This is a genomic window from Duganella sp. GW822-FHT06D06 (genome assembly GCF_058799615.1).
The window spans coordinates 148,530-165,919 of record NZ_JBXALQ010000007.1; the positions used below are offsets into that span (position 1 = coordinate 148,530).

Genomic DNA, 17,390 nt, shown 5'->3' on the forward strand with positions numbered 1-17,390 from the left:
GGCCTTACGGTTTGAGGCCGGCGCCGGCCAGCTTGGCCACGCCGGCCAGCGTGGTCTGCGCCGCGTTCAGGCCCAGCAGGAAGTCCAGGTCGGAATAGGCGGCGTAGACGTCGGTCGGCTGGTGCCAGTTGGGATTCCAGCCGGCGCCGATCTGCTGGCCGCGCTCGTTCTCGCGCAGCGAGATCGCCGGCACCAGGTCCATGAACGGCGTCGAGTCGGTATTGGTCATGTGGAAGCCGACGGCGGCCGGGTAGTGGCTGGCGTACTTGTCGTTGGCCGCGCGCATGGCCCAGGCCAGCCGCGCCGATCCTTCCGCCTGCTGCGACACCGACTGGTACTCGATGTTGACGTCGGCCTCGCGCCGCTGCGCCGGCGGCGACACGTAGAGCGGCTGGCCCTTGGCGTCCAGCACCGGCTTGCCGGCCGCGTCCAGTTTGGCGATCGGCATGCCGTGGTCCCACAACATCATGTCGTGCTGGATCAGGCCCAGCCATTTCGGCTCGGGATACTTGCCCGAGCCCTTGGGCGATTCGATGCCCTGCATCTCCTTGCGCTGCATGGCGTAGGCGGTGGCGCCGTTCAAGCCGGTCTCCTCGTTGTTCCACAGCGCGAAGCGGATCGAGCGTTCGGTCCGCACGCCGGGCGCGCTGAAGATGCGCGCCAGCTCCATCACCAGCGCGGTGCCGGAGCCGTCGTCGTTGGCGGCCTCGCCGAAGCCGATGCCGTCCATGTGGGCGCTGACGATGTACATTTCCTCCGGATGCGTGCTGCCGACCTTGGTGCAATAAACGTTCTCGCGCAGCGAGGTGCCGACCGGCGTCTGCTCGGCGTTCAGCGCGCGCAGTGTTGCATCGGGCTGGCGCAGCGGATCGGTGTTGACGCCGATCGCCGCGCGGTTGCCGAACAAGGTGCTGCCGCCCTGGCCGGCGGGGCCGCCGGCGCCGCCGCTGGGAATACCCGGCGCGCGCCTGGCCGCGGGCGCGTCCGGCGCCGGCTGGGTGTACTGGTATTGCAGGCGTTCGGTGTTGCTGCAGCCGTAGGACTTGAGCTGGGCCTCGATCCAGTCCAGCGCCTGGCGGTTGCGCTCGGTGCCCTGGCGGCGGTCGCCGAAGCGCGTCAGGCTCTTGATGGTGGCCTTGTATTTTTCCAGGTCGAGCTGGCCGACCAGGGTGGCGATCGGGTCGGCGGCGGCCGCGCCCTGGGCGTGGGCGAGCGGCGCGGCGACGGCCAACGCGATAGCGAGGGTACTCAGGGCGACTACGGTTTTCATCGGCATCCTCTGGTGGGGTGAAACTGGCTTTGCCATTCTGCATCAAGATTGCGTAGACTGGGCGCATGATGAAAAAAATCGCCAAGGTGTCCATGTTTGCCGCATTGATCGTCGCCGCTTATCTCGGCCTGTGGCCGGTGCCCATCGAACCGGTCAGCTGGAGCGCGCCCACGCCGCCCGGCTACACGGGCATGCATGCGGCCAACCAGCGCCTGGCTGGCGCGCGGCAGATTGCGCTGGGCGGCGAAGTGGGGCCCGAGCATGTGTTGGCCGGACCCGACGGCAAGCTCTACACCGGCGTCCTCAGCGGCAAGATCCTGCGCATGCGGGCCGACGGCGCGGCGCTGGAAACCTATGCCGACACCGGCGGCCGGCCGCTGGGCCTGGACTTCGACGGCGCCGGCAACCTGATCGTGGCCGACGCCGTCAAGGGCTTGCTGTCGGTGGCGCCGGACCGCAGCGTCAGCGTGCTGGCGGACCGGGTCGGCGGCGAAGCGATCCGCTTCGCCGACGGCGTGGCGGTGGCGGCCAACGGCAAGATCTACTTCAGCGACGCTTCGCAGCGCTTCGGCCCGGTCCAGCGCGACACGATGGAGGCGGCCATGCTGGACGTGCTGGAACAATCGTCGACCGGGCGCGTGCTGGAATACGATCCCGCCAGCAAGGCCACGCGGGTGCTGGCCGGCGGCCTGAGCTTTTCCAACGGCGTGTTGCTGAGCTCCGACCAGCGCTGGCTGTACGTCAGCGAGAGCGGCAAGTACCGGGTCTGGAAGATCGCCGTCGACGCCGCCGGACTGGACGTGCGGGTGGCGTCGCCGCAGGCGCAGGTGCTGCTCGATAACCTGCCCGGCTATCCGGACAACCTGGTGCGCGGCGCCGGCGGCCGCATCTGGCTGGGCCTGTCCGGCCCGCGCAACGATCTCGACCAGATGGCCGACAAGCCGTATCTGCGCAAGCTGATGCTGCGCCTGCCGCGCGCGCTGTGGCCCGAGCCCAAGCCCTACGGCCACGTGCTGGCGTTCACCGAGGACGGCCGCATCGTCGCCGACCTGCAGGACCCGGGCGGCGCCTCGCCGGTGACCACCGGCGTCACCGAGACGGCCGAGCGGCTGTACATCCACAACCTCGGCGCCGGCGGCATAGGCTGGATCAAGCGCTGAGAGTGATTGTCAATATGCCACGAACTTGTTACTTCAATAAAAACAACGTTTGGGCAATATTTTTTTCAAACCGCTATCATAATGATAATTTGTTGAAATTTTTACAGTAAAATAGCCGCACTGTTGCTCGCCATATCCTCAAATCTTTTGAAGGTTAGCCATGCGTAAGCTATTTTCTGCCCTGCTGTGCGCCGCGGCGTTCGGCGCCCCGTCTGCCTTTGCCGCCAACCTGGTCGCCGATGGCGATTTTTCCGCCGCCACGCTGTCGACTCACTGGACGCAAAGCGGCGACACATCGGCGCAAACGGTCGGCTACGACTATTCCGGCTCGCCGCTGTCCGACCTGTTCAACACGGTGTACAGCGATGGCGCCTACCTGGGCGCCGGCATCCTGGGGCAACAGGTCCACACCGACGGGCACTATGGCCAGTTTGGCTCGCCTTTGCGCGATCTCTACACGCTGAGTTTCGACCTGCAACGCTACCATGCGAACCCGACGGATCCGGTGCTCAATCAGTCCAAGGTGCTGTTCAACGGCCAGGTCGTCTGGCAGCAGAGCAACACGGACGGCGACTGGACCCACATCACGATCGCCAATCTGATGACCGACAAGCCTCTGACCTGGCTGCAATTTTCGAATCAAAACTACTACGACTACACCGCGATCGACAATGTGGCGCTGTACTTGACCGGCGTGACCACCGTGCCGGAGCCGTCGTCCGCGCTGATGCTGTCGCTGGGCCTGGGCATGCTGCTGGTCGGCCACGCCAGGCGCCGCCGACGCGGCTGAGTCGGCCCGACCGCCCGATCGCCGTCGCCCGACGGCGCATTTTCCATCCGCCGCCCGGCCGTACCGGCGCGGCTTCCCTTGTCATCAGGAGCGACCATGTCAACACCATTTTTGGGCGAAATCCGCATGTTCAGTTTCAACTTCATTCCCAAGGGTTGGGCGCGTTGCGACGGACAACTGTTGTCGATCAACCAGAACCAGGCGTTGTTCTCCATCCTCGGCACCAACTACGGCGGCGACGGCCGGACCAATTTCGCGCTGCCCGACATGCGCGGCCGCATGCCCATGCACAATACGCTGCCCGGCACGCAGGGCGGCGAAGCCACGCACACGCTGACGGCGGCGGAGCTGCCGCAACACGGCCACAGCATGCGGGCGGTCAACCAAACCGATCCCACCGTGCTGCGTTCCACCAGTCCCAGCGGCAACTACCTGTGTTCGATTCCGGCCGGCGGCGCCAACGTCTTCCACAGCTACGACGGCAGCGCGGCCCTGTCGCCGGCCAGCGTGGCGAACGCCGGCGGCGGCCAGGCGCATGAAAATCGCCAGCCCTACGCCACCAGCATGTTCGGCATCGCGCTGGTCGGCATTTTCCCTTCGCGTAATTAAGCGACCCGCTCCAGGAGACCATTCATGTCTACGCCATATATCGGTGAAATTCGTATGTTCGCGGGGAACTTCGCCCCGCAGGGCTGGGCGTTCTGCGACGGCGCGCTGCTGCCCATCTGGGAAAACGACACGCTGTTCAACCTGATCGGCACCACCTACGGCGGCGACGGCGTGGAAACCTTCGCCTTGCCCGACCTGACCGGGCGGGTGCCGGTGCACGTCGGCACGCTGAGCGGGACCAGCTACCAGCTCGGCGAAAAGGGCGGGCTGGAGCAGGTGGCGTTGACCATCGCGCATATCCCGCCGCACAAGCACCAGGTCAATGCCAGCAACGCCGTGCCGCCGCCGGCCGCCAGTGCGATCAACATCACCGACGGCAGCAGCTGGGTGCCGGCGGCGCCGTCGCCCAAGCCCAGGCTGTACGGCACCGCGGGGCCCAATTTGTTGATGGGCGCCGGCACCATCGGCGTCGGCGGCGGCGGCCAGCCGCACGACAATATGGCGCCCTTCCTGGCGGTGCAGTTCATCATCTCGCTGTTCGGCATTTATCCATCTCAAACTTAAGGAGACACCATGGCCGATCCCTTTGTTGCGGAAATCCGCCTCTTTGCCGGCAATTTTGCGCCGGCCGGCTGGGCGACCTGCGATGGCCAGATCCTGCCGATCGCGCAGAACACCGCCCTGTTCTCGCTGCTGGGTACGCAATACGGCGGCGACGGCAAGAGCACCTTCGCGCTGCCCAATCTGCGCCAGCGCGCGCCGCTGGGCGTGGGCCAGGGCGCCGGACTGAGCGAACGGCTGCAAGGCGAGGCCGGCGGCGCCGCCAGCGTCACCGTGAACGCCGCGCAGACGCCGGTCCACGGGCACGACATGCTGGCGTCCGGCGCGCCGGCCACCACCACCAGCCCGAACGGCAATACGCTGGCGGTGTCGATTTCGCCGACGCCGCCGTATATCGGCCCGGCGCCGCTGCAGCCGATGGGTGGCGCCGTGATCACCGCGTCGACCGGCGGCGGCCTGGCGCACAACAATGTGCAGCCCTATCTGGAGCTCAATTTCATTATTGCCTTGCAGGGAATTTTCCCGCCGCACAGCTAATCTTCGTGAAGGAATGACTATGGAACGGCGAACTTTTGTCATAGCCACCGGCGGCATGCTGGGCGGCAGCGGCCTGTGCGGAGCGGCCGAGCTGGCCAAGGCCAAGGCCAGGACCGCGCCGGTCGCCGGCATCGGCGCCGCGCCGGCGCCGGCGCTGGCCGGCAGCGCGGCCTACCTGGCGTTGCTGCAGGAGCGCTTCAATGTGTATCCGGGCAGCCGGGGGATCGCGATGACGCTGTTGAGCGTCAAGCGCCACTTCGAGCAGGCGCGCGGCGACCAGTTTTCGCTGACCTTCGCGGTGGCCGCCAGCCAGTCGCTGGCCAGCGGCATGTATGAGGTCGAGCATGCCAACCTCGGCAAGCAGACCATCTACCTGCAACTGTCCGGCAACGGCCCGGAAGGCAATTACTACCGGGCCGACTTCAACTTGATGAACTAGCTTCCGTCAGGCGCGGCGGGCCACAGGCGGCGCCGCGCGTTGCGGCCGCGCGCGGTTCGAGGCGATCAGCGCCAGGTTGGCGGAGGCCTTGCCCGGCTTGCCCTGTGGCGGCAGCTTGAACACTTCCAGCGCCTTGGCCACGGCCTGCGCCTGCACGTCCAGCACGCCGGTGGCGGCGGCGGCTTCCTCAACCATCAGGGCGTTCTGGCGGGTGACTTCGTCCAGTTGCATGATGGCGTCCTTGACCTGGTTGACGCCGCTGCTCTGCTCGCGCGTCGAGCCGCTGATGTCGCCCATGATGGCGGCCACCCGGCCGATGGCGGCGATCACCGCATCCATGTCCTGTCCTGCGGCGCTGGCCATGCCGGCGCCGATCGCGATCTTGCCGGCCGAGGCGTCGATCAGGGTCTTGATCTCCTTGGCGGCGGCGGCACTGCGCTGGGCCAGGTTGCGCACCTCGCCGGCCACCACCGCGAAACCGCGCCCGCTCTCGCCGGCGCGCGCCGCCTCCACCGCCGCGTTGAGCGACAGGATGTTGGTCTGGAAGGCGATGCCGTCGATCAGGCTGATGATGTCGACGATCTGGCTCGACGAGGCGCGGATGTCGTTCATCGCCGCCACCACTTGCGTGACCGCCACGCCGGTGCGTTCGGCCAGCGCGGTCGCTTCGCTCGCCACGCCGCTGGCGGTGTTGACGTTGTCGGCGGTCTGGCTGACGGTGCCGGTGATCTGGCCCATGTGCGCCGAGGTCTGCTCCAGGTTGGCCGCCTGCGCCTCGGTGCGCGCCGACAGGTCGGCATTGGCCGCGCGCACCTGGGTGGTGGTGCTGCGGGTCAAGGTGAAGTTGCTGCGGATGTCGACCAGGATGGACGCCAGGTTCAGGTTCAGCTGGCGCACGAACGCTTGCAGCTGGCCCAGTTCGTCGTGGCGGTCGACCGCCATGCGGGTGGTCAGGTCGCCGCCGGCCAGGATGCGGGCCGCGTCGATGCTGGCCTTGATCGGCGCGACCACCGCCAGGTGCAGGTTGCGCCAGCTGTACAGGGCCAGCGCCACCATCAGCAGCGCCTGCCAGTGCAGGGCGCTGTCGCTGTAGGGCCAGACGGCGTGGCCGGCGATCGCCAGCCCCAGCACGGCCATGCCGCCGAAGCACAACGCCAGGCGCTGCGCCAGCGTGATGTCGCGCAGCGCCTGGGTCCAGCGGCGCCAGCCGCGCGCGGCGGCGCCGCCGCGCACGATGCGGACGCCGTCCGGATTGCTGCCCTGGACGGTGCGGTAGAGCTGTTCGGCGTCCTGGATCTGTTCGCGCTTGGGCTTGGTGCACACCGACATGAGGCCGGTGGTCTTGCCCTTTTCTATCACCGGCGTCACGTTGGCGATGCACCAGAAATGGCCGCCGTCCCGGCAGCGGTACTTGACCAGGCCGCGCCACGGCTGGCCCGACAGCACGGTGCGCCACATGTCGGCATCGACTTCGGGCGGCATGTCGCCATGGTAGAGCGAGGTCTGCTGGCGCCCGCCCAGCTCTTCGTCGGCGTAGCCGCTGGCGTGGACGAAGGTGGAGTTGGCGTAGGTCAGGCGGCCCTGGAGGTCGGTGGTGGTGACGATGGGCTTGCCGTCTTCAAGAACGGTTTCGCGGCCGGTTGCCGGGGATGTGCTGCGCATGGGCGATCCTGTGCATGGGGTTGTCGAGGGTGGCTAGCATCCTAACAGATTCAGGTGTCAACTATTTCCCAAATGTCATGATAGTGCCCGTGGTGCGCCCGGGTCGCATAAAATGGCGAGCGCGGGCAGTTGAGACGCCCATCACAGTCTCGCTTATTTCCATAATTAATGTCGAAATCGAATTTCCATCCCCTCTATCGCCCGGACATCGATGGCCTCCGCGCCTTGGCGATTCTGCCTGTTATCGCCTATCACGCTTTTCCACGCATCGCGCCGGGCGGTTTCATCGGCGTGGATATTTTCTTTGTCATTTCTGGATATTTGATCTCGCTGATCATATTCAGAAGCCTGTCAAACAACGATTTCTCCTTCGGCGAATTCTATGCGCACCGGGTCAAGCGGATTTTTCCGGCCTTGATATTGGTCGTCAGCACGTGCTACGCAATCGGCTGGCTGGTCTTGCTGCCCGATGAATTCAAACTGCTGGGCAAGCACATTGCCTCGGGCATGGGCTTCATGCAGAACCTGGCCCTTTGGCACGAAGCCGGCTATTTCGATACGGCCTCGGAAATGAAGCCGCTGATGCATTTGTGGTCGCTGGCGGTCGAGGAGCAGTTCTATCTGATCTACCCCCTGCTGGCGTGGCTGGCATGGAAGGCGCGGCTGAATATTTTTGCTGCGGTAGTCGTGCTCGGCGTGGCCTCTTTCGCGCTCAATTATCATGGGGTAAGCCAGGATGCGGCCAAGACTTTCTTTGCGCCGCAAACCCGTTTCTGGGAACTGATGGCGGGATCAGGGCTCGCCTATCTCCACGCACTGGGAGCAGGGCACCCGTGGACGCAATGGATGAATACCCGGATATTCAAGCGTGCGGAGCGCGGGATGTCATTCGCCAACTGCCTGTCATTGCTTGGCATGGCGCTGGTTGTCTACGCGGTGGCCGCGTACGACCGCAGCTTGCCCTACCCCGGCGCGCGCGCGCTCGCACCGGTGCTTGGAGCGATGCTGTTGATCATTGCCGGTCCACAGGCCTGGGTCAATCGGCAAGTGTTGTCGCGCAAAGGCGTCATATGGATCGGACTGGTCAGCTATCCACTTTATTTGTGGCATTGGCCGCTGCTGGCATTCGCCCGTATCGTCGAGTCCGACACGCCTGCGCCTGGCATCCGCCTGGCGGCAGTCGGGGCCAGCGCGGTGCTGGCGGTGTTGACGTACTGGCTGATCGAGAAGCCGGTCCGCTATGGCCTTCCGACCGGGCGCAAGATCGCCACTTTGTGCGCGCTCGCCACGCTGATCGGCGGCTTGGGCTACAACGCGTATTCGCGCGACGGACTGGGGTTTCGGGTGAGCGACGTGGTGGCGCGCAATGCCATGTTTTCCAATCAGAACACGCCTTGGTTGCCCGAGAACCAGGATGGCCGGTGCACTATGTTATTCAAGAGCGATGTCCAATTCCCCTACTGCCGGATGGCAAAGGATGGCGCGCCGACCGTGCAGATACTGGGCGACTCGCACGGACTGGCGGCCTACCCCGGCATCCGCGATGTCTTGAGCGGCGGCGGGGAAAACCTCATTCATCTCGGCGCCGGCGGCTGCCTGCCTTATACGAATCTAATGAGTTTCGATAAAAAATCCGATGATGAGGCAAGCAAGAAAAACTGCTTGAAGATTGCAGACCAGGCGCTCGATTTTTCCATCAAGCACGACAGTATTCACACGGTGCTCTTGTGGTCTCGCGGTCCGCTTTATTTGTCTTCCAAAGGCTTTTTTTATAACGACTACGCCGACGAGAAAAACCATGATTGGGTATTGAGATCGGCAACCCATCCGGACCTATCGGCTCGTCAACTGATCCTGGAAACGGCAATGCGGGAAACGCTGGATGTACTGGTCGCCAGCAAGAAGAACATTATCTTCGTGCTGGATAACCCGGAACTGGGGTTCGATCCGAAAAATTGTGTGGACTCCAGACCTTACCGGCTGACCGGTCGCCTGAAACAGCCTTGCGCCATCCCGCGAAAAGATTTTGACGACAGAAATAAGGCATATCGCGATCTGGTCGCCACGGTCTTGAAGGACTATCCGTCGGTGCAGCTGTTTGACGCGGCGGCGCCGCTGTGCGATGGACAATACTGCTGGGCGATCAAGGACGGCAAGATGTTGTATCGCGATGATGACCACCTGTCGCTGGACGGAGGCCGACTGGTGGGGAGTGAGTTGATCAAGCTGCTGCAAGCCGTAACGTTGTCAAAACCACGCAAACCCGCGTAGAATGCGTGGCACGCGGGTGTAGCTCAATGGTAGAGCAGAAGCTTCCCAAGCTTACGACGAGGGTTCGATTCCCTTCACCCGCTCCATGACGGCCACGACCAGTACGATGCCAACCGTATAGGCGAGCAGGTCATGCCACGAGAACGCCGACCCCAGCACCAGATACCCATCCAGCCGACGAACAGCCAGTAACGCTTCCTCGTCATGCCTGGCCCTTGCCCTGCGTCGACTTGAGCAGGCTGTCGCGCAGGGTGGCGACGGCCTGTTGCACCGTCGAGAATTCATCCGGCGTCAGGCCGCAGGCCTCCACCAGGTTCATCTCCAGCCCCCGCTCGCGCAGCGCGCGGCCGGCCTCGGTCAGGTTGACCAGCACCTGGCGCTCGTCGCCCGGATCGCGCGCGCGGCGCAGATATCCCATCGCTTCCAGCTTCTTCAGGATCGGCGTCAGCGTGTTCGATTCCAGGAACAGCTTCTCGCCCAGGCTGGTCACGGTCTGGTTGTCCTGCTCCCACAGCGCGATGATCGCGATGTACTGCGTGTAGGTCAAACCCAGCTCGTCGAGGATGGGACGGTAGGCGCGACCGAACGCCAGGTTGGCGGAGTAGATCGAAAAACACAGGAAGTCGGCCAGCTTGCGGGCGGTCGGTTGGGCGGGGGCGTTGGCGGTCATGGCGATTCCTTCTTGATCTGGATGCTGTCCATTATACATCGCACGCGATTTGATCGGAACTGCTTGACTTTGTTTTTGGCTGGGTTATTATTCGTCTCATCCGATTGCATCGGATGCGATTTAAATCCTTAGACAGCTAACCTTGAGAACTTCCGCCATGATCAACATCGAAAAAGTACTGTACACCGGCAAGACCCACACCACCGGCGGCCGCGACGGCAGCGTCCGCAGCAGCGATGGCCGCCTGGACCTCAAGCTGTCCTCGCCCGGCAGCAACGGCCAGGGCAGCAATCCTGAGCAGCTGTTCGCGGCCGGCTGGTCGGCCTGCTTCATCGGCTCGATGGGCCTGGCCGCGCGGGCGATGAAGGTGCAACTGCCTGCGGACCTGGCGGTGGACGCCGAAGTCGACCTGGGCACCACCGGCGAAGACTACCTGCTGCAGGCGCGCCTGAACGTCAGCCTGCCGGGCCTGGACCGCGAACTGGCCCTGGCGCTGCTCGACGCGGCCGACAAGATCTGCCCGTACTCCAAGCTGGCGCTGGACAAGATCCACGTCGAGCTGGCGCTGGCGGCATGAATACCGGGCGCCGCACGCTGTTGACCGGCGCCCTGGCGGCGGTCGGCCTGGCCGCCGCCGAGCTGCCGTTCTCCTCGCTGGCACACGCCGCCGAGGCCCCGCGGCCGCTGGCGCCGATCAGGCAAATCCGCGCCGGCGAGCTGGACGTGGGCTATTACGAAGCCGGTCCGGCCGACGGCAAGCCGGTGCTGCTGTTGCACGGCTGGCCATACGATATACACAGTTTCGCCGAGGTGGCGCCGCTGCTGGCGGCGCAAGGCTACCGGGTGATCGTGCCGCATCTGCGTGGCCACGGCAGCACGCGCTTCCTGTCGGACGCCGCGTTCCGCAACGGCCAGCAGGCGGCGGTGGCGTTGGACATCATCGCGCTGATGGATGCGCTGAAGATCGACCAGGCGATCCTGGCCGGCTACGACTGGGGCGCGCGCACGGCCAACATCATCGCCGCCTTGTGGCCGCGGCGCTGCAAGGCGATGGTGTCGGTGAACGGCTATCTGATCAACAACCGCGAGCGCAACCAGCTGCCCTTGTCGCCGCAGGTGGAACACGGCTGGTGGTATCAGTTCTACTTCGCCACCGAGCGCGGCAAGGCGGGCTACCAGGCCAAGCGCCGCGAGTTCGCCAGGCTGATATGGCAGGCCAACTCGCCGCAGTGGCGCTTCGACCAGGCCACCTTCGAGCGCAGCGCAGCGTCGTTCGACAACCCGGACTACATCGCCATCGTGATCCACAACTACCGCTGGCGCCTGAGCGTGGAGCAGGGCGATCCGAAGTACGATGCGCTGGAGCGGCAACTGGCGGTAGGTCCCGTGATCGCCGTGCCGACCATCACGCTCGACGGCGACAGCGACGGCGTGGCGCCGGCCACGGACGGCCAGGGCTATGCCGCCCGCTTCTCCGGCAAGCGCACGCATCGCGTCATCAAGGGCGTGGGCCACAACCTGCCGCAGGAAGCGCCGCAGGCGTTCGCCCAGGCCGTGATCGACGTCGACGCTTACTAGCGCGTCAGGCGGTCTTGCGTTCGCCGCGCTGGAGGAAGTGCTCGACCAGCGCGCGGTGCGTGGGCAGGTCGGCCAGCGCGCGCAACGACATCTGCTCGATCATCTGGAACTCCTTGCGCGCCTCGTCGATGCGCGGCAGCGTTCTGGCGTTGGCGTATTGCGCGGTTGGATACTCCATCCCGTACAGCACATACTGCCAGCTGGACGGCGGATACATCTCCAGGTCCACCACGAAGTCCATGCGGTGCGGCGCGCGCGTGCGCCACATCGACAGCTTGTCGCGCAGCGATTCCGGGATGCTGGCCGGGTCGGTGTTGTCGATCCAGAAGGCGTTGTCCTTGCGCTGCGTGAGGCAGTAGTGCAGCTTGACGAAATCGACAATGCGCTCATAGCGCGCCTTCATCATCTCGTTGTACACCTTGGCCACCGGCGCCAGGTCGCCGTTGTGCGGGAACAGGTAGCTGACCAGGTAGGCCGCCGTTTCGATCAGGCCGATGCCGGACGATTCCAGCGGCTCCAGGAAGCCGCCCGACAAGCCCACCGCCACGCAGTTCTTCACCCAGTGCTGTTCGCGGTAGCCCACGTTGAGCTTGAGCTGGCGCGGATTGAGGCTGTCGCTGGCCGGGCCGATGTACTGGCGCAGTACTTGTTCCGCGCGCGTGTCGTCGGTGTGGCGGCTGGAGTAGACGTAGCCGATGCCGCGCCGCTGGTGCAGGCCGATGTCCCAGGTCCATCCCGCCTCGTGCGCGGTGGCGATGGTGTACGACGGGATGGGCGCGTCGGCCGTATCGTAGGGCACTTGCATGGCCAGCGCGCGGTCGACGAACAGCGTGTCGTTGATGTTGCGGAAGGGCGTGCCCAGCGCGTCGCCGATCAGCGCGGCGCGGAAGCCGGTGCAGTCGATGTACAGGTCGGCCGTCAGCACGCCGGCTTCCCTGGTGTGCACCGCGCCGATCGCGCCTTGTTCGTCCAGTTCCACCCGGTCCACGGTCGCCAGCACGTGGCGCACGCCCAGCGATTGCGCGTGGGTGCTGAGCAGGGTGGCGAATTTTCCGGCGTCGAAATGGTAGGCGTAGTTCAGCGGTCCCATGAAGTCGGCGTCGTTGTAGCGCTTGGGGCCGTGGGATGCGTCGGCCACCCGTTTCTGCATGGTGGCGGCGGCGGCGAAGCCCACCCCCGGCGCGGCCGCGCCTTGCAGCCAGTAGGGCAGCAGCTCCGGGCCGCCGGGCCGCTGGCTGGGCAGGCTGAATGGATGGAAGTAGTGGTCGTTGCCGGGCGCGCCGGGCGGGCGCACCCAGTCGGTGAACTTGATGCCTTGCTTGAAGGTGGCGTGGCATTCGCGGATGAAGCGCGCTTCGTCGATGCCGATGGCGGCCAGCGTGCCGCGGATCGAGGGGAAGGTGCCTTCGCCGACGCCGATGATGCCGATCTCCTTCGATTCCACCAGCGTGATACGCACGCTATTCTCGTCCGCGCCGGCGCCCAGGGTGCGGGCCAGGAAGGCTGCCGTCAGCCAGCCGGCGGTGCCGCCGCCGACGATCAGGACGTTTTTGACTGGTGCTGGTATCGTTTTCATTTTATTTCGGTCTCCGTCGGTAGAGTGTGCAGCCCCGCAAAACACGTCTGGCAAGTCAGGGAAACAACGCCGCTACAATTTTTAAATTGACATCCGTGATTTGAATTATGTACCATGAAATCGATTTCACAAATAACGAAAACGTTTTCACTCAATTTGAAAACGTTTTCAAACAACATGAAATCGATTCCACGATGATAAATGTGGCACCGCCCAATCCCCTCGGCGATCGCTACGCAAAAGGAGACTTATGAACGTCCACGTACCGCAGTCCGGGAAGCGCTTGCCGTCCCCGATCCAGTTGGCCATCCTTGCCCTGATGGCCGGCACCAGCGTCACCGCCTATGCGGCCACCCCGGCCGAAGCGCCGGCCGCCGAGCAGTCCACCGCCGTCGCCGCCGCCGATAAAACCTCTTCGACCATCACCGAGGTGTATGTTACCGCGACCAAGCGATCCACTTCGCTGCAAAAGACCCCGGTCGCGGTGACCGCGCTGAACGCCGCGGTGCTGGACGATAACCACGTGCAGACCTTGCAGGACGTGGTCAACCTGGTGCCAGGCTTTGCCGCCACCGGCCAGGGCGACCATGGCGTGATCACCATGACCTTGCGCGGCATCGGCAACGACAGCGCCAAGACCGAATACGCCGATCCTGAAGTGGCCAGCTTCGTCGACGGCATCTACTCGCCGCGTCCGGAAGGCGCGACTGCGCTGCTGTTCGACCTGGAAGCGATCGAAGTGCTGCGCGGCCCGCAAGGCACGCTGTGGGGCCGCAACTCGACGGTCGGCGCAGTCAATATGCAGACCGTGAAGCCGGAAATCGGCAGCAGCGCCGGCAACTTCGAAGCGGGCTACGGCAGCTTCGCCCGCATGGGCGCGCGCGGCGCGGTCAACATCCCGATCAACGACACGATGGCGATGCGCGTGGCGGTGGTGCACGAGCAGCACAACGGCTACGTCAGCTACCAGGATGCGCCCAACCTGTCGCTCGCCGCGCAGCACGCGGCGGCCGATCCGGTGATCGCCACATGGAACAAGGCGCATCCGGGCAACCCGATCGCCTTCCAGCCGATCAACACCAACCTGTATGTCAACAACAACCAGAAGTACAGCGCGCAGGACCAGAGCGCGGCGCGCCTGAGCTTCCTGTGGCAACCGACGCCTGGCCTGAAGTGGAACGTCGCGTATGAGCACTACATGGACCGCGGCACGCCGAGCATGAACCTGATGCAGACGCCGCGCGCGGGCCAGGACTTCTGGTCCGCGCTGATCGACGTCGCGCCTAGCGTCAACCGCGATTCGCACTCGGTGCGCAGCCGCGTCGACTACGAGATCAACAAGGACATCAGCCTGGCCTACATCGCCGGCTACTCGCGCTTCAATGGCTCGTCGACCTACGACCAGGACGGCGGCGCCACGCTTCCGACCAGCTTCACCAGCGGCGGCAGCTACCAGGCCAACAACACCGTCTGGTCCAAGTACAAGAACTACAGCCACGAACTGGAAATCCAGTCGACCGGCAAGCGCGATGTGGACTGGCTGCTTGGCCTGTACTACGCCAATGAGGATAACGGCATCCGCTTCGACATCCCAATCATGAACGGCACCCAGCAGGGCACCGTGGGCTGGCAGGGTTCCTTCATCCAGCCGAAGGAAACCGTGGAATCGAAGTCCGTCTTCGGCCAGACCACCTGGAATGCCAGCGACGCCTTGCACCTCACCGGCGGCCTGCGCTACACCTCGGACGAGCGCAAGAACATCGGCGGCACCAACAACGGCTGGAGCAATCTGGACGCGCCGCAGATTCCGGTGAGTCCTTCGATGAACCCACTGGGCGGCGGCACCGGCTTCTCGACCTACCAGCGCAACGACGGCGTGTTCAACGACCACAAGCTGACCGGCCTGGTACGTGTGAGCTACGAGATCGACAAGAACAACATGGTCTATGCCAGCGTATCGACCGGCTACAAGTCGGGCGGTCTGCAGGATGGCGGCGTGCCATATGGTTCGGAGACGCTGACCAACTACGAGATCGGTTCGAAGAGCACCTTCCTGGGCGGCACGGTACGGATGAACAATTCGGCCTACTACGAGAAGTTCAAGGGTTTCCAGTTCAGCGCACCGATCACCAATCCTGATGGTACGCGCGGCCTGGCGACCAGCAATGCCGAAGGCGCCAAGGTCTGGGGCCTGGAGACGGAGATCGCCGCCAAGATCACGCCTGTGGACCGCGTGCAGTTCACCGCCGCCTACACCAACGCCACGCTGAAGCACCTGGTCGGCGGCAGTAACGACTACGTGCTGCCGGCATGCTCGGTGCCGGGCATCAGCACCTGCCTGGACGTCACCGGCAACGCCATGCCGCACTCGCCGAAGTTCAGCGCCCAGATGATGTACCAGCACAGCTTCGCGCTGGCCAACGGCACGCTGATCCCGCGCATCAGCGCGCACTACGAAACGGCCAGCTGGCTGAGCGTGTTCAATCTGGGTGAGCCGGACAAGCAGAAGGCCTACACCCGTACCGACCTTGGCCTGCGCTTCGATGCCGATTCGAAGTGGTACTTCGACGCCTACATCCGCAACGCGGAAGACGCGAAGATCAAGACCAGCGCGATGAACGCCAACGGACCGTGGCAAGCGCAGTACCTGCCGCCGCGCACCTTCGGCATCAACGTCGGCAAGTCGTTCTAAGCAAAGAGTTTTTCGTGTAGTCCCAGTGTTGTTGTAGTGGTCTTCCAGCCCCTCTGCCTGAAAAGGTCGAGGGGTTTTTTTATCCCGGGTTGAGGCAACAAAAAGGGCCGGCGCTTTCCAGGCGCCGGCCCTCTTGCTTGCTGCCTTGCTGCTCTAGTCTTTGTGATGGAACGGTGCGTACCAGGTGACGATGAACGATGGGATCGTGGCGGCCATCACCAGCCAGAAGTAGTGCACATAGCCTAAGGCTTGCTGCAAGTGGCCGCTGGCGATGCCGGTGACCATCATGCAGAGGCCCATCAGGCCGGTGCCGAAGGCGTAGTGCGTGGTGGTGTATTTGCCCGGCGCCAGTTGCTGCATCAGGTAGATCATGAAGCCCACCGAACCGAAACCGAAGAAGAACTTCTCGATCGCCACGCCGGCGCTGATGATCAGCAGATCGTGCGGCTGGTAGATGCTCATCAACAGGAAGGTGACGTTGGGGATGTTGACCGCGCAGCACAGCACGAACAAGGTCGCCGGCAGCCCGCGCCGCGCGACGAAGATCCCGCCCAGCAGGGAGCCTAGCAGCACTGCGATCAGGCCATAGGTGCCGTAGATCAGCCCCAGCATCTCGTTCGACAATCCCAGCCCGCCTTGCGCCACCGGATCGACCATGAAGAAGGGCCCGATCTTTTCCAGCAGCCCGATACTGAGCCGGAACACGAACGCAAACGACACCATCAGCCACACGTCGCGCTTCTGGAAGAAGGTGACGAAGGAATCCTTGAGGATGAAGGCCGCGTCGGCCACCGACTTCGGCGCGTTCTCCGCCTTGGCGCCGTCCGGCATCACCCGCATATGCCACAGCGCGGCGACGATGGTGATGGCCGCCACGATGAAGAAGATGATGCGCCACGATTCGATCCACTCCGGCCCGAACACGCCAGCCTGGTGATGGAAGTAATTCGTATGCAGCCAACCGCTCAAATACACCATGCCGCCCGAGGCGACGATGGGACCGATGTTCCAACTCAGGCTCTGGATGCCGCAGAACAGCGACTGCGTCCTGGCGTCCAGCGAGGTGACATACACGCCGTCGGACGCGATGTCCTGCGTGGCGCCGACCAGCGACAGCACGCCGAACATGAACACCATCACCACCATGTAGTCGGGCAGCGACATCGCCAGCGCCACGCCGGCGAAACCCAGGCCGATGATCAGCTGCGCGCACAGCACGAAGAACTTCTTGGTGCGGTACATTTCGACGAAGGGCGCGAACAGCGGCTTGATGGTGTAGGCCAGGATCAGGTAGCTGGCGTATTGCGCGGCCTGGCCGTTGTCCATGCCCAGGTTCTTGAACATGATGGAGGTGACGCTGGTGAGCATCATGTAGGTCAGCGCCATCGCGAAGTAGCCGCTGGGGACCCACAGCATCGGCGTGCCGCGCGCGAACATGGCGCGCCATAGCGATGGCGGTTGACTGGCGGCGGAAGCCTGCGGCTCTGGTGGCACGGCGGATGGTGCGGTTTGCATGATGTCGTCCTCGTTATTCTCGTTGGAGTGTAAAGCATCAGGCTCTGCGGCCTGTAGAAA

The 17,390-nt window shown here is 64.4% G+C and carries 15 protein-coding genes and 1 tRNA gene; 11 read left to right on the forward strand and 5 right to left on the reverse strand.

What is annotated here, in order from left to right:
- Nucleotides 1-4: 4 nt before the first annotated feature.
- Nucleotides 5-1,270: a M28 family metallopeptidase gene (locus AC1RMD_RS15180; RefSeq protein WP_492927508.1), complete on the reverse strand. Its 1,266-nt coding sequence runs from the start codon at nucleotides 1,268-1,270 to the stop codon at nucleotides 5-7.
- Nucleotides 1,271-1,335: 65 nt separating this feature from the next.
- Between AC1RMD_RS15180 and AC1RMD_RS15185 the strand changes: the two genes are divergently transcribed.
- The 6 genes from AC1RMD_RS15185 to AC1RMD_RS15210 all read left to right on the forward strand — a co-directional run bounded on the left by AC1RMD_RS15185 (nucleotide 1,336) and on the right by AC1RMD_RS15210 (nucleotide 5,366).
- Entirely contained in the window at nucleotides 1,336-2,430 is a 1,095-nt protein-coding gene (locus AC1RMD_RS15185) for an SMP-30/gluconolactonase/LRE family protein (protein WP_492927509.1), read from the forward strand.
- 160 nt (nucleotides 2,431-2,590) lie between these two features.
- A complete protein-coding gene (locus tag AC1RMD_RS15190) occupies nucleotides 2,591-3,220 on the forward strand; it encodes a PEP-CTERM sorting domain-containing protein (RefSeq protein ID WP_492927510.1) in 630 nt (209 codons plus the stop codon).
- A 96-nt stretch (nucleotides 3,221-3,316) separates the two neighbouring features.
- Nucleotides 3,317-3,829 (forward strand): phage tail protein, encoded by a 513-nt coding sequence (locus tag AC1RMD_RS15195; protein ID WP_492927511.1) that lies wholly within the window; start codon nucleotides 3,317-3,319, stop codon nucleotides 3,827-3,829.
- Between the two features lie 24 nt (nucleotides 3,830-3,853).
- Nucleotides 3,854-4,393: a phage tail protein gene (locus AC1RMD_RS15200; RefSeq protein WP_492927512.1), complete on the forward strand. Its 540-nt coding sequence runs from the start codon at nucleotides 3,854-3,856 to the stop codon at nucleotides 4,391-4,393.
- Between the two features lie 9 nt (nucleotides 4,394-4,402).
- Nucleotides 4,403-4,927 carry a phage tail protein gene (locus AC1RMD_RS15205; RefSeq protein ID WP_492927513.1) on the forward strand — a complete coding sequence of 175 codons (525 nt, stop codon included), beginning with the start codon at nucleotides 4,403-4,405 and terminating at the stop codon, nucleotides 4,925-4,927.
- Nucleotides 4,928-4,946: 19 nt separating this feature from the next.
- A complete protein-coding gene (locus tag AC1RMD_RS15210; RefSeq protein ID WP_492927514.1) occupies nucleotides 4,947-5,366 on the forward strand; it encodes a DUF6916 family protein in 420 nt (139 codons plus the stop codon).
- 6 nt (nucleotides 5,367-5,372) lie between these two features.
- Here the strand turns inward: AC1RMD_RS15210 and AC1RMD_RS15215 are convergent, their stop codons facing one another.
- Nucleotides 5,373-7,028 (reverse strand): methyl-accepting chemotaxis protein, encoded by a 1,656-nt coding sequence (locus AC1RMD_RS15215; RefSeq protein WP_492927515.1) that lies wholly within the window; start codon nucleotides 7,026-7,028, stop codon nucleotides 5,373-5,375.
- Nucleotides 7,029-7,196: 168 nt separating this feature from the next.
- Here AC1RMD_RS15215 and AC1RMD_RS15220 point away from each other — a divergent pair, with 168 nt between their 5' ends.
- Both AC1RMD_RS15220 and AC1RMD_RS15225 read left to right on the forward strand, forming a co-directional pair.
- Nucleotides 7,197-9,299: an acyltransferase family protein gene (locus AC1RMD_RS15220; protein ID WP_492927516.1), complete on the forward strand. Its 2,103-nt coding sequence runs from the start codon at nucleotides 7,197-7,199 to the stop codon at nucleotides 9,297-9,299.
- 12 nt (nucleotides 9,300-9,311) lie between these two features.
- Nucleotides 9,312-9,385 (forward strand) — tRNA-Gly (locus AC1RMD_RS15225).
- A gap of 116 nt (nucleotides 9,386-9,501) precedes the next feature.
- On the opposite strand, the gene AC1RMD_RS15230 is transcribed toward AC1RMD_RS15225, so the two are convergent.
- Nucleotides 9,502-9,969 carry a MarR family winged helix-turn-helix transcriptional regulator gene (locus tag AC1RMD_RS15230; RefSeq protein ID WP_492927517.1) on the reverse strand — a complete coding sequence of 156 codons (468 nt, stop codon included), beginning with the start codon at nucleotides 9,967-9,969 and terminating at the stop codon, nucleotides 9,502-9,504.
- Between the two features lie 157 nt (nucleotides 9,970-10,126).
- Here AC1RMD_RS15230 and AC1RMD_RS15235 point away from each other — a divergent pair, with 157 nt between their 5' ends.
- Both AC1RMD_RS15235 and AC1RMD_RS15240 read left to right on the forward strand, forming a co-directional pair.
- A complete protein-coding gene (locus AC1RMD_RS15235) occupies nucleotides 10,127-10,546 on the forward strand; it encodes an Ohr family peroxiredoxin (protein ID WP_492927518.1) in 420 nt (139 codons plus the stop codon).
- Nucleotides 10,543-11,547, forward strand: a complete 1,005-nt coding sequence (locus AC1RMD_RS15240) for an alpha/beta fold hydrolase (RefSeq protein WP_492927519.1) — start codon at nucleotides 10,543-10,545, stop codon at nucleotides 11,545-11,547. Before AC1RMD_RS15235 ends, AC1RMD_RS15240 begins: the two co-directional genes overlap by 4 nt.
- A 4-nt stretch (nucleotides 11,548-11,551) precedes the next feature.
- On the opposite strand, the gene AC1RMD_RS15245 is transcribed toward AC1RMD_RS15240, so the two are convergent.
- On the reverse strand, nucleotides 11,552-13,123 hold the full coding sequence (locus tag AC1RMD_RS15245; protein ID WP_492927520.1) for a tryptophan halogenase family protein: 1,572 nt from the start codon (nucleotides 13,121-13,123) through the stop codon (nucleotides 11,552-11,554).
- 250 nt (nucleotides 13,124-13,373) lie between these two features.
- On the opposite strand from AC1RMD_RS15245, the gene AC1RMD_RS15250 reads away from it, so the two are divergent.
- Entirely contained in the window at nucleotides 13,374-15,815 is a 2,442-nt protein-coding gene (locus AC1RMD_RS15250) for a TonB-dependent receptor (RefSeq protein WP_492927521.1), read from the forward strand.
- A gap of 153 nt (nucleotides 15,816-15,968) precedes the next feature.
- Here AC1RMD_RS15250 and AC1RMD_RS15255 read toward each other — a convergent pair whose 3' ends face one another.
- The gene (locus AC1RMD_RS15255) at nucleotides 15,969-17,330 is read right to left on the reverse strand and encodes an MFS transporter (RefSeq protein WP_492927522.1); all 1,362 of its coding nucleotides are present in this window, start codon (nucleotides 17,328-17,330) and stop codon (nucleotides 15,969-15,971) included.
- Nucleotides 17,331-17,390: the final 60 nt, after the last annotated feature.